This window comes from Nonlabens sp., from assembly GCF_051251825.1.
Lineage (GTDB): Bacteria > Bacteroidota > Bacteroidia > Flavobacteriales > Flavobacteriaceae > Nonlabens.
On sequence record NZ_JBPOGG010000003.1, the window covers coordinates 78,757 to 100,897 of the forward strand.

Annotated in this window: 23 protein-coding genes and 3 tRNA genes; 13 read left to right on the forward strand and 13 right to left on the reverse strand. The window is 36.5% G+C overall.

What is annotated here, in order from left to right:
* Nucleotides 1–24 precede the first annotated feature (24 nt).
* Nucleotides 25–107 (reverse strand) — tRNA-Leu (locus tag ACSHWW_RS05370).
* A gap of 49 nt (nt 108–156) precedes the next feature.
* Nucleotides 157–229: transfer RNA gene (locus tag ACSHWW_RS05375), tRNA-Lys, on the reverse strand.
* A gap of 117 nt (nt 230–346) precedes the next feature.
* On the opposite strand from ACSHWW_RS05375, the gene ACSHWW_RS05380 reads away from it, so the two are divergent.
* Nucleotides 347–865, forward strand: coding sequence for a shikimate kinase (locus ACSHWW_RS05380; RefSeq protein WP_435681399.1), 519 nt, complete (start codon nt 347–349; stop codon nt 863–865).
* On the opposite strand, the gene ACSHWW_RS05385 is transcribed toward ACSHWW_RS05380, so the two are convergent.
* Genes ACSHWW_RS05385 through ACSHWW_RS05395 form a run of 3 tightly spaced genes read right to left on the reverse strand, consistent with a single transcriptional unit; the run spans nt 857 to nt 2,314 of the window.
* The gene (locus tag ACSHWW_RS05385; protein ID WP_435681400.1) at nt 857–1,351 is read right to left on the reverse strand and encodes a phosphoribosyltransferase family protein; all 495 of its coding nucleotides are present in this window, start codon (nt 1,349–1,351) and stop codon (nt 857–859) included. The genes ACSHWW_RS05380 and ACSHWW_RS05385 overlap by 9 nt on opposite strands.
* The gene (locus ACSHWW_RS05390; RefSeq protein ID WP_435681401.1) at nt 1,341–1,937 is read right to left on the reverse strand and encodes an SAM-dependent methyltransferase; all 597 of its coding nucleotides are present in this window, start codon (nt 1,935–1,937) and stop codon (nt 1,341–1,343) included. The genes ACSHWW_RS05385 and ACSHWW_RS05390 overlap by 11 nt, the downstream gene beginning before the upstream one ends.
* Nucleotides 1,934–2,314 (reverse strand): RNA-binding S4 domain-containing protein, encoded by a 381-nt coding sequence (locus tag ACSHWW_RS05395; protein WP_435681402.1) that lies wholly within the window; start codon nt 2,312–2,314, stop codon nt 1,934–1,936. The genes ACSHWW_RS05390 and ACSHWW_RS05395 overlap by 4 nt, the downstream gene beginning before the upstream one ends.
* Before the next feature lie 76 nt (nt 2,315–2,390).
* On the opposite strand from ACSHWW_RS05395, the gene ACSHWW_RS05400 reads away from it, so the two are divergent.
* Nucleotides 2,391–3,362, forward strand: a complete 972-nt coding sequence (locus tag ACSHWW_RS05400) for an FKBP-type peptidyl-prolyl cis-trans isomerase (RefSeq protein ID WP_435681403.1) — start codon at nt 2,391–2,393, stop codon at nt 3,360–3,362.
* Nucleotides 3,363–3,520: 158 nt separating this feature from the next.
* Entirely contained in the window at nt 3,521–4,156 is a 636-nt protein-coding gene (locus ACSHWW_RS05405) for a hypothetical protein (protein ID WP_435681404.1), read from the forward strand.
* An 80-nt stretch (nt 4,157–4,236) separates the two neighbouring features.
* Here ACSHWW_RS05405 and ACSHWW_RS05410 read toward each other — a convergent pair whose 3' ends face one another.
* Nucleotides 4,237–5,190 (reverse strand): transketolase family protein, encoded by a 954-nt coding sequence (locus tag ACSHWW_RS05410; protein WP_435681405.1) that lies wholly within the window; start codon nt 5,188–5,190, stop codon nt 4,237–4,239.
* Nucleotides 5,191–5,220: 30 nt separating this feature from the next.
* Nucleotides 5,221–6,066 (reverse strand): transketolase, encoded by an 846-nt coding sequence (locus tag ACSHWW_RS05415; protein ID WP_435681577.1) that lies wholly within the window; start codon nt 6,064–6,066, stop codon nt 5,221–5,223.
* A gap of 325 nt (nt 6,067–6,391) precedes the next feature.
* Here ACSHWW_RS05415 and tgt point away from each other — a divergent pair, with 325 nt between their 5' ends.
* From tgt to ACSHWW_RS05450, 7 genes are all read left to right on the forward strand, one after another.
* Nucleotides 6,392–7,522: a tRNA guanosine(34) transglycosylase Tgt gene (gene tgt, locus ACSHWW_RS05420; RefSeq protein ID WP_435681406.1), complete on the forward strand. Its 1,131-nt coding sequence runs from the start codon at nt 6,392–6,394 to the stop codon at nt 7,520–7,522.
* Entirely contained in the window at nt 7,522–8,595 is a 1,074-nt protein-coding gene (locus ACSHWW_RS05425; RefSeq protein ID WP_435681407.1) for an LptF/LptG family permease, read from the forward strand. The genes tgt and ACSHWW_RS05425 overlap by 1 nt, the downstream gene beginning before the upstream one ends.
* Nucleotides 8,582–9,481 (forward strand): DMT family transporter, encoded by a 900-nt coding sequence (locus ACSHWW_RS05430; protein ID WP_435681408.1) that lies wholly within the window; start codon nt 8,582–8,584, stop codon nt 9,479–9,481. Before ACSHWW_RS05425 ends, ACSHWW_RS05430 begins: the two co-directional genes overlap by 14 nt.
* Nucleotides 9,482–9,648: 167 nt before the next feature.
* Nucleotides 9,649–10,602 carry an acetyl-CoA carboxylase carboxyltransferase subunit alpha gene (locus ACSHWW_RS05435; RefSeq protein ID WP_435681409.1) on the forward strand — a complete coding sequence of 318 codons (954 nt, stop codon included), beginning with the start codon at nt 9,649–9,651 and terminating at the stop codon, nt 10,600–10,602.
* A 350-nt stretch (nt 10,603–10,952) separates the two neighbouring features.
* The gene (gene dnaB / locus ACSHWW_RS05440) at nt 10,953–12,503 is read left to right on the forward strand and encodes a replicative DNA helicase (protein WP_435681410.1); all 1,551 of its coding nucleotides are present in this window, start codon (nt 10,953–10,955) and stop codon (nt 12,501–12,503) included.
* Nucleotides 12,504–12,716: 213 nt separating this feature from the next.
* On the forward strand, nt 12,717–13,925 hold the full coding sequence (locus tag ACSHWW_RS05445; RefSeq protein ID WP_435681578.1) for an asparagine synthetase B: 1,209 nt from the start codon (nt 12,717–12,719) through the stop codon (nt 13,923–13,925).
* 27 nt (nt 13,926–13,952) lie between these two features.
* Nucleotides 13,953–14,444 carry a hypothetical protein gene (locus tag ACSHWW_RS05450; protein ID WP_435681411.1) on the forward strand — a complete coding sequence of 164 codons (492 nt, stop codon included), beginning with the start codon at nt 13,953–13,955 and terminating at the stop codon, nt 14,442–14,444.
* Between the two features lie 71 nt (nt 14,445–14,515).
* On the opposite strand, the gene mqo is transcribed toward ACSHWW_RS05450, so the two are convergent.
* Nucleotides 14,516–15,985 carry a malate dehydrogenase (quinone) gene (gene mqo, locus ACSHWW_RS05455; RefSeq protein WP_435681412.1) on the reverse strand — a complete coding sequence of 490 codons (1,470 nt, stop codon included), beginning with the start codon at nt 15,983–15,985 and terminating at the stop codon, nt 14,516–14,518.
* Between the two features lie 194 nt (nt 15,986–16,179).
* On the opposite strand from mqo, the gene ACSHWW_RS05460 reads away from it, so the two are divergent.
* Nucleotides 16,180–18,396: a hypothetical protein gene (locus tag ACSHWW_RS05460; RefSeq protein WP_435681413.1), complete on the forward strand. Its 2,217-nt coding sequence runs from the start codon at nt 16,180–16,182 to the stop codon at nt 18,394–18,396.
* A 62-nt stretch (nt 18,397–18,458) separates the two neighbouring features.
* Here the strand turns inward: ACSHWW_RS05460 and ACSHWW_RS05465 are convergent.
* The 4 genes from ACSHWW_RS05465 to ACSHWW_RS05480 all read right to left on the reverse strand — a co-directional run bounded on the left by ACSHWW_RS05465 (nt 18,459) and on the right by ACSHWW_RS05480 (nt 19,970).
* Nucleotides 18,459–18,543 (reverse strand) — tRNA-Ser (locus ACSHWW_RS05465).
* A 122-nt stretch (nt 18,544–18,665) separates the two neighbouring features.
* On the reverse strand, nt 18,666–18,815 hold the full coding sequence (locus ACSHWW_RS05470; RefSeq protein ID WP_435681414.1) for a hypothetical protein: 150 nt from the start codon (nt 18,813–18,815) through the stop codon (nt 18,666–18,668).
* 102 nt (nt 18,816–18,917) lie between these two features.
* A complete protein-coding gene (locus ACSHWW_RS05475; protein ID WP_435681415.1) occupies nt 18,918–19,583 on the reverse strand; it encodes a SanA/YdcF family protein in 666 nt (221 codons plus the stop codon).
* Nucleotides 19,584–19,970 carry an acyl-CoA thioesterase gene (locus tag ACSHWW_RS05480; RefSeq protein WP_435681416.1) on the reverse strand — a complete coding sequence of 129 codons (387 nt, stop codon included), beginning with the start codon at nt 19,968–19,970 and terminating at the stop codon, nt 19,584–19,586.
* Between the two features lie 145 nt (nt 19,971–20,115).
* Between ACSHWW_RS05480 and ACSHWW_RS05485 the strand changes: the two genes are divergently transcribed.
* Both ACSHWW_RS05485 and ACSHWW_RS05490 read left to right on the forward strand, forming a co-directional pair.
* Nucleotides 20,116–20,742, forward strand: coding sequence for an NAD(P)H-dependent oxidoreductase (locus ACSHWW_RS05485; RefSeq protein WP_435681417.1), 627 nt, complete (start codon nt 20,116–20,118; stop codon nt 20,740–20,742).
* Between the two features lie 68 nt (nt 20,743–20,810).
* Nucleotides 20,811–21,323, forward strand: a complete 513-nt coding sequence (locus ACSHWW_RS05490; RefSeq protein WP_435681418.1) for a thioredoxin family protein — start codon at nt 20,811–20,813, stop codon at nt 21,321–21,323.
* A gap of 8 nt (nt 21,324–21,331) precedes the next feature.
* On the opposite strand, the gene ACSHWW_RS05495 is transcribed toward ACSHWW_RS05490, so the two are convergent.
* The gene (locus ACSHWW_RS05495; RefSeq protein WP_435681419.1) at nt 21,332–22,138 is read right to left on the reverse strand and encodes a DUF4249 family protein; all 807 of its coding nucleotides are present in this window, start codon (nt 22,136–22,138) and stop codon (nt 21,332–21,334) included.
* Nucleotides 22,139–22,141 lie beyond the last annotated feature (3 nt).

The window sequence follows — 22,141 nt, forward strand, 5'->3', positions numbered from 1 at the left end:
TCAGGCAAAACCTGATTTTTAAAGTACCCGAGATGGGACTTGAACCCACACGTGACTAGCACACACGGCCCTCAACCGTGCCTGTCTACCAATTCCAGCACTCGGGTATTAAAAAAGTCCTTAAAAATTAAGGACTTTTGAAAGAAAATAATCTAGTGATCTGGCTGGGGCTCGAACCCAGGACCCTCTCCTTAAAAGGGAGATGCTCTGCCAACTGAGCTACCAGATCGGTATTGCTTAATTGCGGGTGCAAATATAAAACCTAATTTTAAAACTCACCTTATTTTATTCCTATAAATTTGAAATAAATTTTTAGTTCTAATTTTGAATATAAAATCACAAATAAATGCTTGTTTTTTTAGGTTATATGGGAAGTGGTAAATCGGTTGTAGGACAACGAGTTAGTGAGCTGTTGGATTATGATTTTATAGATTTAGATCGATATATAGAAAAAGAGGAAAAAAGAAATATTTCCAAAATATTTTCTGAAAATGGAGCTATTTACTTTAGGAAAAAGGAAAATCAGTATTTAAAAACGGTCATTGAAAGTGAAGATAAAGTGATTTTAAGTCTAGGAGGTGGAACTCCATGTTATTATAATCACATGGAAATACTTAATTCCCACAAAAACATAAAAACGTTTTATTTAAATGCTGGAATTCAAACGCTGACAGAGCGATTATGGGATGGGAGAAACACAAGACCCATTATAACTGATATTAAAACTAAAGAAGACTTGCTAGAATTCATCGGCAAACACTTATTTGAACGCCGCCCTTATTATCAGCAAGCGAGGCATCATATAAAAGTTGATGATAGAAATATTGATGAAATAGCACAAGAGGTTATTGGTTATTTATTTTAAGATGACACTATAAGGTTCGGCATTTATATTAACCTTGATATGCTCTTCCATAGTTGTGGATAATGATATGCCTTTAAAATCAGCTTTTACGGGATATTTTTTGTGATTGCGATTTACAAGTACTGCTGTTTTAAATCTATTCAATGGCACATTCAGAAAGTGCTTCACTCCATAAATTAGCGTCGTTCCACTATTAAGGACATCATCACAAAGTACTACACCTTTATTCGTATATTCTTCTGGTTTAAGTGATGTGGTAACACCTGTTAATGGATCGTTTTTATCCATTTCTACCTTACATAAGATGATTTCGCTTTTTACAATTTTTGACAATGCAGTTTTGAGTTTTTTAGCAAAAACATACCCACCATCGGCGATACCTGCTAGAATGATTTCGTCATGATTTAAATAAACTTCAGCAATTTGATATGCGATTCTTTTAATCTTATGTTTAACTTGATCGTGATTAAGTATTTTAGTTTCCATAAGTTCTTTTATTTAATTTAATGAACAGTTCTTTTCCTAATCTGCTTGGTGAAGAGTTGTAACAAGGTTCCATTATTGCAATCTCAAAGTAGGGTTTAAATAAGGTTTCATATTCATCTATTGAACCTCCAAATGGTGGCTCGTTTACTTTATGTTCAAAATTAAACAATACACCTGCAATTGTTCCATTATTATTTAAAAGCTCATGATTCTTTTTTAAGTAGCTTTCGCGAAAGCGTGGTTCTAAAGCACAAAAAAATGTTTGTTCAATTATGAGGTCATAGCTGCCTTCATGCTCAAAGAAATCACCATTAATGAACGATGAACTCGGTAACTCAGGAATTTGCTGTTGTGCATTCTTAAGTGGCAATTGGGCAAGATCCAATATGTGAATGTTCATGAAACCTTTATTTACCAAATAAATGGCTTCATGAGCATTGCCAGCGCCTGGAATGAGAATTTTTATATTCTTATCAGTTAATTGATCTATATATTCCTTGATAGGTCGAGATATACTTCCTAAATCCCAGCCAGTGGACTTAGTAAGGTATCTTTCTTGCCAGTATTCCTTATCTAAGTTTTTCATTCTTCTTCATCTTGCTGTCCTAGTACCTGTCCTAGATCTCTCCGATCTTTCTTAGTAGGTCTTCCTTCTCCTTTGCGCCTATAATAATCTTGATTAAGTTCAATCATTTTACGGGCTTCAAAATTTTCTTTCGGAGTGCGATCTAATCTATATAAATCAACAATTTTATTACCTACACGGCTAGCTGGTAAATCCATGACTTCAATAACGTAGTCGATTTGATCTTTTCTTAAGTTAATGATATCACCAGGATAGACATCTCTCGCTGGCTTGACTATAGATTCATTTACTCTTATGCGACCTTTTTTTGCAGCGTCTGTTGCTTTACTTCTTGTTTTAAAGTATCTAGTGGACCATAAAAATTTATCAACTCGCATAAGAGATGCTTTATTTAAGCGTTATCTCTACAAAAGTAGTAGAAAATACTATCTTTGAATGCTTAAAAAAATGAAGATGAAAAACATTAAATATTTTGTTGTATTAATTACCTTGATTATAACCTTTACGGCTTGTAAATCAGATGATGATGTTACTACGGTAGCGATAAGGGATCGTGATGAGGTGGATGTTGAAGATCAACAAAAGCTACAGGAATATTTAGATACGCATTTTTGGAATTATGAAGATTATGCAACTATTGCGGCAGGTAGTGATTTTGAAATTAAATTTGATTCTATTGATGGAGTTAATGCCGGCAAAACTCCTTTATCGCAGCAAGTAACTAGTTCTGTTCTTAACAGATCAGGAATAGATTATACCATTTATACTTTAAATGTAAGACAAGGTGGAGGAACTAAATCTCCTACGTTTGCAGATAGTGCTCTTGTGAGCTATAAAGGTTATCAGTTAGAGAAAGAAGTTGTGAATACCGTTAATGGAGTTGATGTTTATGACCAAATTGTCTTTGATGCCTCTACAAATGCTTTATGGTTTGATTTACCAGGTGTTGTAAGTGGATTCATGGAAGGGATTACACAATTTAATGCTGCTGTTTCTATTACACCTCAGCCTGACGGTACTTTAGTTTATGATGATGGTGGAGTAGGAGCTGTATTTATGCCTTCTGGAGTTGGATACTTTTCAGGCTCAGTTTCTGGTATTCCTGCTTATTCACCTTTAATTTTTACGTTTCAATTGAGAGCTGCAAAAACTACTGATCACGATGGTGACGGAATATTTTCAAAATTTGAGGATCTTAATGGAGATCGAAATGTAAGATCGTCAGATAATTTAGATAATACAGATGAGGACCTTATAAGTCGTTTTAACTACGTAGATCCAGATGATGATAATGATGGTGTATTAACTAAAGACGAAGATCCTGATCCTAATGGTGACGGTGATCCTAGCGATGCTCGAGATACAGATGGTGATGGTATTCCAGATTATCTCGATGCAGATTCTGCGATAGTCCCAACTACCTAAAATAAGTTATTTCTAAAATTTTTAAAAGTCCTTTATAGGGCTTTTTCTTCATATTGTCATTTGTGATTATCACAAAATAAAAATTTGCGCTATAGGATTTACACAATTTTTCATGTGAAATTCACTATATCATTGTCTTGAATTTAAAACTTAAGATTATGAAAACTATTGTAATTTGTATTATCGCTTTATTCTTATCGTTGTGTTGCTTAGCTCAAAGCAATTCAGGAACATCATCAGACCAGTTAGTAATCAATCAGAACATTCCGTACATTAAAATTGGTGCAGGATACTGGATGCCTACAGGAAGCTTATCTAATTATTTAAACAATTCTCCATTCTTTGAATTAGGAATTGTGATTCCAGATGATTCTTATAGCAGGAGTTTTGAACTAGGTATTCAGCTAGTCGTTCCTCAACAACAGGAGTTCTTTCTATTACGCGATAATAATGAAGATTTTGAGATTGAAGCAACTACAGTGTTAAACACATATTTGAAACTCAATAAGTACATATGGGAAAAGGATAGGAATCGGTTGGAGCTTAATTTTGGATTAGGAATCTCTTCTATATTTGTTGATCCCGTGACTAGAGCAGGAGATGAGGTGCTCGATTATGATAGCATTAATTCCTTTTTAGTAACTCCAGGTTTATCATATACCTTCAGTTTTGATGATAAATCGATTGTTCAACTGGCACTTGATATGCATTACACGCCTTTTAAAATGGAAAGAGGAACGACTAAAGACTTGGGCTCCTTCAGTTTATTGCCTAAAATCTCTTATCGTTTTTAAGAAAGTCATTTTAGATTACGACCAAAAAAAATCCTTAAAGCTCACGCTCTAAGGATTTTTACTATTCCGTAATGGTAAAACTATTTTCTAGCAATTACTTTTTCTGCTTTTAATGCGATGTTCTCAGCATTCAAGCCATATTTTTCTAATAATTGAGCCGGAGTACCACTTTCACCAAAAGTGTCTTGAGTAGCAACAAACTCTTGTGCAGTAGGATGGTGCATCGATAGGGTACGAGCAACGCTTTCTCCTAAACCACCTAGATAATTATGCTCTTCGGCAGTAACTACACAACCCGTTTTCTTTGCAGATGCTACTATGGCAGCTTCATCAAGAGGTTTTATAGTATGAATGTTAATCACTTCAGCACTAATTCCTTTTTCATTTAAAGTTTTGGCAGCTTCTAGAGCTTCCCAAACTAAATGACCTGTTGCGATGATTGTTACATCAGTTCCTTCTTGAAGCATTACTGCTTTTCCTATTTCAAAAGTTCCATTTTCTGGAGTGAAGTTAGCAACCTTAGGACGACCAAATCTTAAATAAACTGGTCCATGATGATCTGCTATAGCAAGTGTTGCTGCTTTAGTCTGATTGTAATCACAAGTGTTAATAACCGTCATACCAGGTAACATTTTCATCAAACCTATATCTTCAAGAATTTGGTGAGTTGCTCCATCTTCACCTAGAGTAAGACCTGAGTGAGAAGCACAAATCTTCACGTTCTTATCTGAGTATGCAATACTTTGTCTTATCTGGTCATATACGCGACCCGTAGAAAAGTTTGCAAAAGTTCCTGTAAATGGAATTTTTCCACCTATAGTCATTCCTGCAGCGATTCCCATCATGTTAGCCTCTGCAATACCTACTTGAAAGAAACGCTCTGGATGATTTGCAGCAAATGCGTTCATCTTTAATGAACCTGTCAAGTCAGCACATAGTGCCACTACATTTTCATTCTTTTTTCCTAGTTCCGTAAGTCCGTCACCAAAACCTGATCTCGTATCCTTACTTCCTGTGTTTTCGTAAATTTTCATATAATCATGCTGTTAGACAGCGTGTTTTAATTAATAATCGCCTAAGGTTTCTGGATTCTGGCTCAAAGCCTCTGCAAGTTGCTCGTCGTTAGGAGCAATTCCGTGCCATGCGTGAGATCCCATCATAAAGTCTACACCATTACCCATCTCAGTATGTAGTAAAATACAAACTGGTTTTCCTTTACCAGTTAATGACATTGCCTCATTCATCCCAGTAATGATAGCGTCCACATCATTTCCTTTATTAATAGTGATCACATCCCAGCCAAAAGCCTCAAACTTATTTCTCAAATCTCCTAGTGCAAGAACTTGTTCTGTACTACCGTCGATTTGCTGACCATTCACGTCTATAGTTGAAATGAGGTTATCAACTTTGTTTGCCGCTGCATACATTGCTGCTTCCCAGATCTGTCCTTCTTGTAGTTCTCCGTCACCGTGAAGTGTAAAAACTGTTTTATTGTCGCCGTTCAATTTCTTGACTTCGGCAGCACCTATGGCTACGCTCATTCCTTGACCTAGCGATCCACTTGCGATACGTACTCCAGGTAAGCCTTCGTGAGTCGTTGGGTGACCTTGTAGTCTCGTGTTTAATTTTCTAAACGTACTCAGTTCTTGAACTGGAAAATATCCAGCACGAGCGAGAACGCTATAAAAAACAGGTGAAATGTGACCGTTTGAAAGGAAAAACAAATCTTCGTTTTTCCCATCCATATTAAAGCTAGGATCGTGATCCATCACTTCATTATATAAGGTAACAAGAAATTCTGCACAACCTAGAGATCCTCCAGGATGTCCACTACTTACCGCATGTACTTGTCTCACTATGTCGCGACGTACTTGGGTTACTAAATCTTTTAAGTGCTGTGTATCAGCCATTTTAGGTTTTTTTGATGATCGTTCAAAGTTAGAACCATTCCCGTTTTTACAAGGAATGAAACCACCACCACTTATTAACGAAAAGTGGTGTTTTGTAAACAATCCTTCTAAAAGTAAAATCAAAATTAAATCAAAAACAAAGTCAAAGACAAACCCATAAACAGAATTAAAATAGAATAGATATAAATTTCAATCTTTCATCAATGGTTTCTTTTTCTTGAATTTCTTTTAAGGAATAGCCGTGTTGTTGTAATTACGCTTTCGCGAAAGCGAGATTATCAAAATCCTTTCTACTCATCACTAGTAAATAGTATCTTTGCGGCTCATGAAATTTGATTTACTACAAACTGATTCACAAAGCCAGGCGAGAGCTGGAGTTGTGCACACAGATCACGGAGCGATTGAGACTCCTATATTTATGCCGGTAGGTACTGTAGGTACTGTAAAAGGTGTACACCAGCGCGAGCTAGAAAATGACGTTAATCCAGATATCATACTGGCAAACACGTATCATTTATACTTGCGTCCAGGAATGGAGGTGCTTGAAAAAGCTGGCGGACTGCATAAATTTATGAATTGGGATCGTCCTATTCTTACTGATTCTGGTGGATACCAAGTGTATTCATTAAGCGCAAATCGTAAAATTAAGGAAGAAGGTGTGAAGTTCAAATCGCACATCGATGGATCTTATCATTTCTTCACACCTGAGCGTGCGATGGATATCCAGCGCTCTATAGGTGCAGATATCATAATGGCGTTTGACGAGTGTACTCCTTATCCATGTGACTATAATTATGCCAAGCGTAGTATGCACATGACGCATCGCTGGTTAAAGAGATGTATCGAGCATTTTAATAACACACCTAGTAAATACGGTTTTAACCAAACTTTATTTCCTATCATTCAAGGAAGTACTTATACTGACTTGAGACAGCAAAGTGCAGAGTTTATTGCAAATTGTGATTTACCTGCAAATGCGATAGGTGGACTATCAGTAGGTGAACCGGCTGAGGAAATGTATGCCATGACTGATGTGGTAACAGCAGTGCTGCCTAAGGACAAACCTAGATATCTTATGGGTGTAGGAACACCTATTAACTTACTGGAAAATGTCGCGCTAGGAGTAGATATGTTTGATTGTGTGATGCCTACACGTAATGGTCGTAATGGAATGATCTTTACCGCTCATGGAACGATGAACCTAAAGAATAAGAAGTGGGAACAGGATTTTTCTCCACTCGATCCAGCAGATTATGCATGGGTAGATACCGCTTATTCTAAAGCTTATGTAAGACATTTATTTACCGTAAATGAAATGCTAGGAAGACAAATTTGTACTATACACAATTTATCATTCTATTTATGGTTAATGAGAGAAGCACGCAAGCACATACTTGCAGGTGACTTTAGAACATGGAAAGACAAGATGGTAAAACAAATGGATAATAGACTCTAGTGCTTAAAATTCTAGATAAATACATACTCAAACAATACCTAGGAGCATTTTTGCTGCTGTTGTGCCTTTTCATACCTATTATGATCACGGTTCACATCGCAGAAAAAATCGGAAAGATTCTTTCTAAAGATGTGCCATTTGTTGAAGTGATGATGTATTTACTGGATTTTACCATTTACTTTTCAAATTTCCTGTTCCCGATATTTCTCTTTATTTCTACCATGTTTTTTACTTCAAAACTGGCCAATAATACAGAGATCGTCGCCTTTTTAAGTTCAGGAGTTTCTTATAATCGTTTTCTACGTCCTTATATTATAGGAGCAGTAATCGTTTGTGTGACAGCACTTGTTTTTAGTACTGTTTTTGTGCCAGACGCTGCCGCTGGATTTAATGAGTTCCAGTATAAATACTTTAAGTCTGAACGAGAGAAACAGACCAGCAACGTCTTCAGGCGTATCTCAGATAATGATTATGTTTATGTAAGTAATTATCAGTCTAACAGGAAAATGGGTTTTGACTTTACCTTAGAACATTTTGAAGGAAATGAACTTGAATATAAAGTTTATGCAGATCGAATCAACTTTAAAGATAGTATTTACACTTTAAGTAATTATAAGAAGCGTATTCTCAATGAAAACGGAGAAACTTTAATTACCAAAGCTCGCATGGATACCATTATGAACTTTGACATAGACGAGTTAACACCATCGTCCTACGTGGCAGAAACGCTGTCTTATCAAAAACTTCTAGAGTTCATAGAAACTGAAGAAAGTCGTGGAAACGCAAGTATGAATGTTTATTATGTAGAGAAACACAAGCGTACTTCTATACCAGTAAGTGCTTTAATATTTACCATTATAGCTGTTGCGGTGTCATCAGTTAAGAAACGTGGAGGAATGGGCGTGAATCTCGCAATAGGTTTAGGAATTGCGATGAGTTATATGTTCCTAGATAAAGTATTTGGTACTATTGCCGAGAAAAGCACGACTATTGAGCCTTGGGTTGCTGTTTGGGCGCCTAATATTTTCTTCGGGATTGTTGCCTTTATATTGATACGTAATGCGCGACGATAGATTACTCAATTACCTGCATCTTCATTTTATAGTTTTTATTTGGGGTTTTACCGCAGTTCTCGGTGCACTCATAAGTATAGAATCTGTTCCACTGGTGTGGTGGCGCATGTTTCTTGCGGTAATAATGATTGTGATTTACATGAAGTGGAAGAAGATACCATTTCAATTTACGGGTGTCCATAAATTACCACGTAAGCGATTACTGTCCATATGCCTTGCTGGTGGTGTGATTGCGTTGCATTGGATTACGTTTTTTGGGGCGATAAAAGTGTCAAATGTCTCTGTCACACTAGCGATGATGAGTACGGGTGCTTTTTTTACAGCGCTGCTGGAACCTTTATTTACTCCTAAAAAATTGGTGTGGTATGAGTTGGTTTTTGGCATGGTAATTATAGGTGCGCTGTATTACATTTTTAATGTAGAAACTGAGTACGTCATGGGAATGGTGCTAGGATTAACGAGTGCCTTTTTAAGTGCGGTTTTTTCTATAATGAACGTGAGTTTTGCAAAAGAACATCCACCATCGATGATTTCATTTTATGAATTATTGAGTGGAGTAGTGCTGCTCTCGTTATTCTTTGCATTGCCGCAATTTGAATTTGTCGGGCCTCTAGAATTAACGAGCGATGACTGGTTGTGGATGGGAATACTATCATCAGTATGTACGGCTTATGCTTTTATAGCTAGTGTAAAAGTGATGAAGTATTTAAGCGCTTACACGGTGATGCTCACGACTAATCTAGAACCTGTTTACGGCATTTTACTAGCGTTTTTTATCTTGGGAGATGCAGAGCAAATGACGCCGCAATTTTATATAGGTGCTGTAGTTATTCTAGTAGTCATTGTTCTCAATGGTTTTATAAAGACACGATTGCAACGCAAGTAGTTGAGTTTTTTATCTACTAAAATTGATATAGTGTGCAGTGGTGATTTGGAACACGCTTTCGCGAAAACGTAATTCACAAAAACCTATTCATATCTTATTCTAATGAGTAGCGACCGCTTAAAAGAATCTATTATATTTGCTTTACTAACAAGAACAACCCTAAGTTTATGGAATATCTTGATTTTGAATTACCTATCAAGGAACTTGAAGAAAAATACCAGCAAACGCTGGAAATAGGAAGCGATAGCGAGGTAGACGTTACTGCTACCTGTAAACAAATAGAGAAGAAATTAAAGGCAACGCGCAAAGAGATTTATGGCAATTTAACGCCATGGCAACGTGTGCAAATGTCACGTCATCCTGCACGACCTTATACATTAGATTATATCAAAGCGATTTGTGGCGACACATGGTTAGAGCTGCACGGTGATCGTGGAGTAAGGGATGATAAAGCGATGATAGGTGGTCTAGGTAAAATAGGCGACCAGAGTTTTATGTTTGTAGGTCAGCAAAAAGGTTTCAATACTAAAACGAGACAGTACCGTAACTTTGGTATGGCAAATCCTGAGGGATATCGCAAGGCGCTACGTTTAATGAAAAGTGCTGAGAAATTTGGCGTTCCTGTAGTGTGTTTAATCGACACACCAGGTGCTTATCCAGGACTTGAGGCTGAAGAACGAGGGCAAGGAGAAGCAATCGCTCGTAACATACTTGAAATGACACGTTTAAAAGTGCCTATCATAGTAATGATTATAGGTGAAGGAGCAAGTGGTGGAGCACTAGGAATAGGAGTAGGAGATCGAGTAATCATGCTTGAAAATACGTGGTATTCAGTAATCTCTCCAGAATCTTGTTCATCTATTTTATGGAGAAGTTGGGAATTTAAAGAACAAGCTGCCGATGCTTTAAAACTTACCGCTACAGACATGAAGAAAATGAAACTGGTAGATGAGATTCTCAAAGAACCAGTAGGTGGAGCACATACTAATAGACCTGATACTTTTAAAGCTGTAAGTGCGTGTATTACTAGACATTATGAAGAACTTAAAACTCTAGAGTCAAGTAAACTCGTAGAACAGCGTATGGATAAATATGCTAATATGGGTGTTTATAAAGACTAAGCTTAGTTAAACATATAATTTTGAAATCCCTGAACCTCTGGTTTGGGGATTTTTTTTGTTGTGCGACTGTTTAACCTGTGCAATTAAATTATAATTTGAGATACACTGCTCAACCTCAGACCACAATCATGACACTCCATTTCTAGAGAAAAATCGACATTAAAACTTATCAACTTTATGAACTAGTGATAAAAGTAAGGCCCGATTTTTGTCGCCTATTGATTCACAATACAATCAAAAAAAAAGTGTACTTATTAACAGGTTATCATTATAAGAAATGGTTACTTTGTTAACTAGTGGAAGACATCGTCATCACGTATAAACCTTAACAAAGCACTACTTTTGAACCTATGGAAAAAATTCAATCATTAGCCGTTTCTAAAACAGATAATAGCATGGTGGTTCCTCTTGAACGAGGAAAAATACCACCACAAGCTATTGATTTAGAGAAAGTTGTACTCGGTGCATTAATGATTGATGGTAAAGGAGTTGATGAGGTAATTGACCTTTTAACACCTGATGTTTTCTATCAAAAATCACATCAATACATTTTTGACGCCATTGATAAGCTCTTTAAAAGCGGTAGTCCAGTGGACTTATTAACCGTAAGCGCTCAACTGCGTAAAGATGAAAATATAGAAGGCGCTGGTGGTGACCATTATTTAGTACAATTATCACAATTGGTAAGTTCTACGGCGCATATAGAATTTCACGCAAGAATCATTCAGCAGAAGTTTATACAACGTAGCTTGATTAAACTATCAACTGAGATTATTGCAGACTCTTATGAAGAGTCTACAGACGTTTTTGATTTGCTTGATAAAGCAGAATCTAAACTCTATGAGGTAACTCAAGGAAACATTAGAAAAAGTACAGAGACTGCTATGGACTTGGTAAAGCAAGCTAAGCAGCGCATTGAGGACATCGCAAACCGCGATGGATTGAGTGGAGTACCTACTGGTTTTACAGACCTAGATCGATTAACCTCAGGATGGCAGCCTAGTGATTTAATTATTATTGCCGCTCGTCCTGGTATGGGAAAAACGGCTTTTACACTTTCTATGGCTCGTAATGTCGCTGTAGGATCTAATATTCCTGTGGCATTTTTCTCACTAGAGATGAGCTCAGTACAACTAATTACACGTTTGATTTCCTCAGAGACTGGATTGAGTTCTGAAAAATTGAGAACTGGTAAGCTGGAACCTCATGAATGGGAACAGCTTAATGTTAAAGTAAAAGATCTCGAGCGTGCCCCTATATTTATAGATGATACGCCATCACTATCTATTTTTGACTTACGTGCAAAATGTAGAAGACTTGCTTCTCAACACGGCATTAAGTTGATCATGATTGATTACTTGCAATTAATGACGGCTCAAACCGGTAATAAAGGTGGTAATCGTGAACAAGAAATTTCTACCATTTCACGTAATCTTAAAGCACTCGCAAAGGAACTTAGTGTTCCTGTAATTGCGCTTTCTCAACTTTCTCGTGCGGTGGAGACTCGTGGTGGTAGTAAACGACCGCTACTGTCTGACCTGCGTGAATCGGGTGCGATTGAGCAAGATGCAGATATTGTTTCATTCATCTACAGACCAGAGTATTACAACCTTGAAGAATGGGATGATGATGATCAGAGTCCTACCGCAAATCAAGCCGAATTTATCGTCGCAAAACACCGTAATGGTGCGACCGATGCGATACGATTGAAGTTCCTTGGGCAATTTGGTAAGTTTGATAATCTGGACGATTTCTCAACGCCATATGAATTTGGTTCTAAGATGAACGCCGCAAACGATGATACCAACCGTCCAGATGGACTGGATGCGAGAAGTTTACCTAGCGCTAAGGATGCTTTTGGTGATTTCCCAGCAAATCCTGAAGATGAGGTACCTTTCTAGGTCGCTGTTAAAATCTGCATACTTTTTTCTCGTACTCCAGCGTTCTTTCCTATCTTAGCACGTACACATTTTTGTGGCATTTTTTATGCAATGGATTGTTTTTGTTACGCTTTCGCGAAAGCGTGATGCTCAAACTCATTGCTCTAAAATAAAAATTCTATGTTGAAGAAATTCCTTTTATATACTTTTCTAATCTTATGGGCGCCGCTGTCTATGGCTCAGTATTTATTTGTGCCTATGGATGCCGAAACGCAAAACGATCACTTAAAAGCCTATGGCGTTTCTTACTGGGTGCTCAGTAAAGGGACAAAAGTGAAGTGGTTGCTCAATTATCGCGGTGGCTCTTTTTTAATGCCCAACGTGGAGGAAATTAAGAAAGAACTAATCGTGCGTGGCGTGAGCTATGAAGAAATGACAGAGAGCGAAGTCAATTCTATACTTGCACTCGTGGCAAGTCCATCACAAAACATGCAAGAAGTATTGCTGGAAAAAGCACCTAAAATAGCCGTTTATACACCTACAGGAAAACTGCCATGGGATGATGCGGTTACGATGGTACTTACTTATGCAGAGATTCCATATACTAAAATTTATGATGAAGAAGTGCTCTCTGACCAACTCCTATTATATGACTGGTTGCATTTGCACCATGAAGATTTTACAGGCCAGTATGGAAAATTTTATCGCAGTTTTAAAACAGCGGCTTGGTATATTCAAGAAAAGAAAGAAGCCGAAGAACGCGCCGCAAAATTAGGATATGCAAAAGTGAGCGAGGCAAAACGAGACGTTGCTTTAAAAATAAGAGACTACGTAGTAGGCGGCGGATTCATGTTTGCGATGTGCAGCGCGACCGATAGCTTTGACATCGCACTAGCTGCCGAAGGTGTAGATATTTGTGAACCTATGTTTGATGGTGATGCTAGTGATGCCGCATACCAGAGTAAAATAGATTACAACAAGACTTTTGCCTTTACAGACTTTACGCTGGAGCGATCGCCTAATGTTTATGAGTTTAGCTCTATAGACATGACTCAAAAACGTACGATTAAAAAAGACTTGGATTATTTCTCACTCATGGATTTCTCTGCAAAATGGGATCCTATCCCAACGATGCTCAATCAAAATCACACGAGTCTTGTAAAAGGATTCATGGGACAGACCACAAGTTATGACCACAGAGAAGTAAAGAAGAACGTTCTAGTTCTAGGAGAAAATAGATCTAATAAAGAAGCAAAATACATTCACGGAATACGCGGTAAAGGATTCTTTACCTTCTACGGTGGTCACGATCCAGAAGATTACCAGCATAGAGTAGGAGATCCACCTACAGAGTTGAGCCTGCATCCTAATTCGCCAGGATACAGACTGATCTTGAACAACGTATTATTCCCAGCAGCAAGAAAGAAGAAGCAGAAGACTTGATGTTATAATTAGTTTAATTGGTTAGAAATGAGCAAGATGTTTTCTAAGTTGAAGTTTTTCTTTTTTGGGAGCAGGAATTCAAAAATTGAACTAGATTTTTTATTTAATGATTTTTTGAATTTGACAAAACAAAAACGAATCATACTAAGTATAGCTACTAATAATAAATTACTAATCCAAATTGAAAGAGTTCAGCAAGCTCATGAATGGAAAAATTTAATAGACCTGAGTAGTTATGGAGATAATGACTATTTGTTTTATTTTATAAAAGACATTGATACTTATGAGCAAGAAAACATGTTGCAAAATTTACCACTTGACTTTAATGTAATAGAAGAAAAGGTAGATGAAACGAATGTGTTCACTTATACTAAGATAATAAACGTCAAAGCAGCCGCGCACTTAGGGTTGTTGTTAGATGAATTGATTTCAATGGTTTATAATGATTCTATAACCAAGCAACCTAAAGATATTTCTTTATTTGAAGTTATTGATGAAGTTCGGAATGATTCAGAATAGTTTCACTATCGCGCGCGATTGCATCGCGTTCGCTTTATATTAGCATATGCAATGCGCACAAATTCTAATTTCTACAACTCCAGCAATTCCTTAGATTTCTGCAATTCCTTTTCAAACAATTCTTTAGTAACCTCAGTTTTATAAAAAGGAATTATTTCCTGTAGCTTATTCAATGTTCTAGGATTTTCTATAATTTCAGGAAAGGCTTTTTCAATAACGTCTAGCATAATTTTCACTGCTGTAGAAGCTCCAGGAGAAGCGCCTAGCAAACACGTGATGCTACCATCTTTGCTGGAGATTACTTCTGTACCAAATTGGAGTTGGCCACCTTGAAACTCATCTTTTTTGATAATTTGAACACGTTGCCCAGCGATTTTATATTCCCAATCTTCGTTTTTGGCATTTTTATAAAACTTGCGCAAGTCATCCATACGGTCATCAAAGGACATTGTTACTTGGTTAATTAAATATTGAGTTAATGGTAAATTGTCCCAAAAGGTCTCCAGCATCGGTTTGATGTTGTCAATTTTAATGGATTTAAAAAGATCTAGATAAGAACCTTCTTTTAAAAATTTAGGACTAAAACCTGCAAAAGGACCAAAAAGTAATTCTCGTTTGCCATTGATAAATCGGGTATCGAGATGTGGTGTACTCATAGGTGGATCATTGGGTCCGGCCTTAGAATAAACCTTACCATGATGTTGATTGATAATCTCTTCATTTTTACAAACCAGCCAAGCACCACTTACTGGAAAACCGCCATAACCTTCTTTCTCTTCTATTTCCACTTTTTGTAATAAGAGCAAGCTGCCACCACCAGCGCCTATAAATACATGATGTGCACTTAGGTGTCTCGTCTCATCGGTAATTCTGTTATTAGTAATCACGTCCCATTCTATATTCTTGTCAGGATCTACATCTTGAACTTCTTTATTAAAAGAAACGGTTACATTAAAATCAGATTCTAGAATTTGAAATAGTTTCTTAGTAAGTGCTCCAAAGTTCATTTCGGCACCACGTTCTATTCTTGATCCAGCCATAATATCACTTTCATCACGATCTTCCATAATTAATGGAAACCATTCCTTCATTTTATCAATAGATTTAGTGAACTCAATGCTATCAAACATAAAGTGTTCTTTCAGTGATTGAAAGCGTTGTTCTAGATAATCCGTGTTGTCTTCTCCATAAACCCAACTGTTATGTGGAACAGGATTTATAAATGACTTAGGCTTATCGATGAGCTTTTGAGCAACTAGATAACTCCAGAATTGTTTAGACATTTCAAATTGCGTACAAATATCTATCGCTTTACTTATATCAACTGAGCCATCTTTTTTAGGACAGTAATTGAGTTCGCATAAAGCACTATGACCAGTTCCAGCATTATTCCAGGCGGCACTACTTTCTAAAGCGACATCATCTAATCGTTCTAGGATAAGAATATTAAGTTCTGGTTTAAGGATTTTAGTAATTAATGCAAGAGTAGCTGTCATGATTCCAGCACCTACACAAATGAGATCGTAGTCTTTATTTTTCATTCTTGGATTTAAGAAATATAAAGTTATGCTATTTGTAAAGAAATGATTGTTTTTAGTAGTTTTTACATGGTTATAATAAGTTAATTGTTATATAAATACATCTATTTAGCGTTTAATGGCGTGTTTTGTCGATATAATAAGCTTTTTAACTTATGATTTGGTGGGAATAGTTAAAAGGATTCTACTTTTGTTAGATGAAGATTTCTTACATTTTTTTGGTAATAATTTTATTTCCTTTTTTAGTTGATTCGCAAGTTGGAATAGGGACAGAAACTCCCGATGCATCGAGTATCCTAGATATTGAATCTAGCGAAGCTGGAATTTTGATTCCGCGTATGGAAGAAACAGACCGGCTAGCTATTACCAGCCCAGTTCAAGGATTGTTAGTTTATCAAACCAATACTGCTCAGGAAGGCTTTTGGTATCACAATGGTAGTGTTTGGTTAAGACTCTTATCCACTGGAGAATTTGTTAGTGAAAGTGGTGTAGTGCATAATACAACAGATTTCACAAGAGATGATTTTGTATTTGGAAGTGATCAATTAGATAATAAGAGTGGTTCAGGAGATAATACTAGAATGTTTTTTGATAAAGGTAAAGGAGCATTTAGAGTAGGTTATAATGATAATACAGATTGGGATAATGCAAATGTGGGAACTTATAGTGCAGCCTTAGGAAGAGATAATTTAGTGAGTGCGACTTATGGAATGGCCTTAGGTTATGATCATACGATTACTGGAACTGCTAGTACGGGCATTGGACTACGTAATACGGTATCTGGAGAGTACGCAACTGCTATAGGTAGAAGTAATACGGCCAGTAATGATCAATCTTTTGCTACTGGAATTGCATCGCGATCTACTGGTGTTAATAGTATCGCTATGGGTAATACTAGTGACGCAACCGCAGAAAATGCTATCGCTTTAGGTAGGCTAAATGATGCCACTGAATTGAACGCTGTCGCGATAGGTTTTACCAATAAAGCATTTGCGGAGAATAGTGTTACTTTAGGTAACAATAATACTAACCGTGGTATTGGAAGCTTTAGTTTGGGTAATAATCTGGTAAGTCCATCTGCTAGTGAAATTGTGGTAGGTACTTATAATGAAAGATACACACCCATTAGTGCAACTGATTTTAATGTCGCAGATCGTTTATTTACGGTCGGTAATGGTAGTGTAGTAAGCAGTGTAACTAGTTTCAGTAATGCCTTTACGATACTTAAGAACTCTAATACAGGAATTAATACCTCAACGCCTCAAACTTCTTTAGATATTAGGTCTAAAAATCATCTCGGTGCTGTATCTTCAGATGACGGAATTTTAGTGCCTCGAGTTACAGAACTTTCTGTAAATGGTCTTGAAAATGGTCAGCTAGTTTTTCTAGATGCAGATTGGGTTGATGCTATGGGTACACCAAGTACAACCGATGATCTCACGTATATAAGTGGTTTTCATTACTGGAATACAGCAAACTTAGTTTGGTCACCAATTAATACAAATATTGAACCTTGGAATAAAGCAACTACTACCGATAGTGCCAGTTTAAATACCGATAATATTTATACGATGGGTCAAGTAGGAATAGGGACAAATAATCCTTTAGGTGCGTTACATATAACGACTGAAAACTCTAGAGATGTCTTATTTCTCCGTTTTATTGATTCTTTAAATGATGATTTAGACATAGATTTATTTAGGTCACGTGGTTCAGTTGCCAGTCCAACATTATTGAGTGATGGAACTAGACTGGGCGGATTAAGAGGTCAATCCTTAACAAATCCAGGGAGCTATACTTTCAATCCAGCTGCAGAAATATTTTTCAAGTCAGATGGAGCTAGTAGTGCAGGTAATAGTCCTGGAAGTATCACTATGTCAACAACTCCTATAGGTAGTACATCTACTTTAGATCGATTAGTTATAAGGCAAGATGGAGATATAGGAATCAATCAACCTGATCCACAAGCTAAACTGGACCTTAATGGAAGTCTAAGAATTACAGATGGTTCACAAGGAAGTGAAAGTGTTTTAATAGGTAATGCCGATGGAGACGCCTCATGGGACAAAAGGGCGATTACTAAGCATGTAAATGTATTTACCCCATCAACAGGTGAGACACTTTTAGATGTAGCATGGATGTCAATTAAATCATTCGGTGTAGGTGGTTCATTACGTATAGAAAATAAGTCTAGTGTTACAATTGCCTATAATTTCAAAGCAAATAATGGAGCAACGACAATAACTGCGGATATTCCAGCTATGGGAACCGCTGACATTGTAATAGGGAATAACCTTATTGACGTAGAAATTTTTGCAACTAAAAGAGGTACGGTGGATGCAGATACTATGATGTTCAAAGGGTTGAGTATTAACAGCCTGGTAAAAGGTTTTGTAACATTTGATAGATATTAAAATAATCCACAACTTAATATAAAAACAAAACCCTGATAATCAAAAGATTATCAGGGTTTTTGCGGAGAAGAAGGGATTCGAACCCCTGGAGGTGTGACCCTCGCTGGTTTTCAAGACCAGTGCATTCGACCACTCTGCCACTTCTCCGGTCGATTTAATAAAATTGCTTTTATCAAAGCGGTTGCAAATATAAAGTTATTCTTGATATTTTAAAGAATAGTTCAAAAAAAATCCACTAAAATTTTAGTGGATTTTTAAAGTAAATATTATTAAGATTGATTCTGTGTAGAATCTCTAGGTTGGTGATGTTCTTTTTTATCTTTTACTTGATGGTTAATTTCCTTACCGTGAGTTTGCTCTAGATTTATAGCTTGCTCTTTCTTACTTGTTTTGTTTGGTGTTGTTTCTAGGTTTTCCATGGTTTTTATTTTCAAGTTAATGAGAATAACCTTTGAAACCTATGGTATTAACAACCTTTAACCTTCAAGTCTTATTACTTTAAGACATTTTAAGAAAAAAAATTATTCCTCAGGTTTATCATGGCTCAAACTACTATCTCCAGTTATAGGGATCGCATCGCCACTGTAAGTTGGACTTTTTTCAATATTGAGTTCTATCCATGCTTTAATATTTGCAAGCCACTCTCGTCTCGTGAAATGAGCATTTCCAGGATATTCTCTATTATCAGCGATATAGCCTTGTAGTTCTAACCCCATTTTACGACCTACGTAAATAGCACGAGGCAAGTGAAATTTTTGTGTAATCACGATTGCTTTATCGATCTGGAACACTTCATGAGCTCTGAACATACTATCGTAGGTGTCAAAACCTGCATGATCTAGAAATATGTCCTGATCTGGAACACCTTTATTATTCAAATAGGTTTTCATGGCATTTACCTCGTCGTAATCTTTCTGCCCATGATCGCCACTTAATAAAAAACGTTTGATAATTCCTTTTTCATAAAGTTCCAGTGCTTTATCAACTCGATCTTGTAAGATAGGAGATAGACTTTTATCAGGGCGCACACTGGCACCTAGCACTAGACCTACATATGCAGGTTCTAACTCATCTGCATTTTCAAAAATCACATCGCGACTAGATCTTTTTATATGGAATTGTAGGATGATTACTAGTAGCACAAGTCCAAGAATTGTAAAAACCGATATGTTTAAAAATTTACGCATTTAACAAATAGGTGTTGGTTTTTTATCATCATCTATAGCAACAAAGGTAAAGTTACCTGTCACCACTTTTTCACGCATGTAACTATACATATCCTCCATGAACATAGCAACTTGAAAAGTGCAACTTGTGTTTCCTACTTTGCTTATCCTTGCAATCAGTTCAACTATTGATCCTTGCGGGATGGGTTTTTTAAAATCGATCTGATCTGTACTTATAGTAACTACTTTCTTTCTTGAAAATCTGGTGGCACATATAAATGATACTTCGTCCATCATATGGAGTGCAGTACCACCAAATAATGTATCATAATGATTTGTAGTATTGGGAAAAACGGCTTTGAAAATACTTGTTTCAGAGTCATTGATACGTTTTTCTATATCGGTCATAAAATTCCTTTATTGAAATATTAACGCAGCAAGAAGTTGACGTCCTTACCTTTGTCAGTGAATAGGAGTGGTGTTTGATTTTACGCTTTCGCGAAAGCGAATTTATAACAACCTCACAGCTCTACAAAGATAACGTATCTATAATATGAAAAGTATAGAAAATCTAGAATGGCGCTACGCCACTAAGAAATTTGATAGTCAAAAAAAATTAACTGTGGAGCAACTAGAACTACTTGCTCAGGCATTTAATTTAACCGCGACTTCTTATGGTTTACAGCCATGTCGCATGATTGTAGTCACTTCTCAACAAGTTAAAGACGCGATGGTTGAAAAATCATATGGTCAGCGACAAGTTGCAGACGCTAGTGCGGTTCTCGTTCTATGTACATTACACGTCGATGAGGATTATGTAAATGAATATTTTAAACTCGTAAAACAGTTGCGTAGTACGCCAGATGAGGTTTTAAAACCATTTAAAGATATGCTTACCAGTTCCTTTTCTAAACAGGAAGTAGAAGAGGTAGCTCACTGGGCAAAGAATCAGGCTTACATTGCGTTAGGGAATTTAATGACGATTTGTGCTCAGGAACGTATAGATTGTTGTCCTATGGAAGGATTTATATCGTCACAAATCGATGAACTGCTAGGACTAGAAGAACAAGGTTTAAAATCTGTTTTATTACTACCAGTAGGGTACAGAGCTCAAGACGACATGTTTGCAGATTTTAAAAAAGTGCGCCGTTCACAACATGAAATGGTTCAGTACGTTTAGATTGTGGCAAGATTGTTGACTTAATGTGAATAATCTTTTTATTTTTGAATTTACTAAACATTTTTATTATGAAATTGTATTCTCTTTTAATCATTCTTTTATTTGCTTTTAATGCAAGTGCTCAAGAACCATTTGAAGAAAATGTTGAAGACACAGCTGTGGCACAAGAATCTCAAATTACAAATGAGGTATCTATCAACTGGTTTACAGATTATAAAACAGCTAAAGATGCTGCCAAAAAAGAAAACAAGCCTATGCTGGTTTATTTCACAGGAAGTGACTGGTGCAAACCATGTGTAAAATTAAAGCAAGACTTCTTTAACACACCAGAATTTGCCACTGCCGCAGAGGATTATATAGTTGTTATGCTAGACATACCTTATAGAGATGATATCATCACTCTAGAACAGAAAAAGATCAACAAAGAAGTACAGAAGAAATTGAAGGTGAGCAAGTTCCCTACATTATTAGCACTTGATACTCGTGGCCGTGAGCGCAATAGAATGGAACGTTACAGTTTTCCTGATCCTCAGTATTATTGGAACTTTATGACTAGTAACGAGAGATTATTTAATTTATAAAATAAAGATTACTCGTCGTCTACGACGGTATATTTTATTTCAAACCTTTCAGAAACCCTGAAATACCCAAACGGGAATTTTTCAGGGTTTGTTGTATTTATAATATTACCACGTGCTGTTGCTGGTTGTGTGTCAAAAGGGCTACCGCCGCCATCGGTTTGTTGAAATAGTGTGTCATAGAAAGTAAAACATCTTCTATCGATACCTTTAATGCTAAGAGTAATTTCAGTTCCTACTGGTAAATCCTCCATGAAATAAACAGTTATTGATTCATTTCCATTTGAGAACGTATCATCTCCTGTATCAATTTCTGTATTGAACTCATCCATGTATTCAAAGAGGTAGAAATTCTCTTCATTTCCCGGGTCATTAAAGAAACCTGTGATTTCTGTAAAATCACCAATTCCTGTTAGCGCATTCTGTTCTACACGAGTAAATGGAACGGTGCTTTTAAAATCTTGAGTAGCAGTGTATGTGTCACTTCCATCTATAATGGTAAGTGTATAACTTTCCCCATCCTGGATGCTCATATTGAGGTTTTCATAAAGTCCAAATTCAATGAGGTCAAAAACAAAATTTGTTCCTGCCTCATTTGTAACTATAATTGTGGCATCATCAACATAAACGATTTCTTCTTGATAAAATGCGCTGCTACGAGTAAGTAATACCGTTGCAGTTGTTGATCCGTCTTCATTAAGCTCTAGAACAGCGTCTATTACTAGTCTAGGTGAAGCATTATTGAGGTCTAGTTCAATCACATCTTCACAAGATGTAATGAAACAAAATATAGCGAGAAGTGTAAATATTTTTTTCATCTT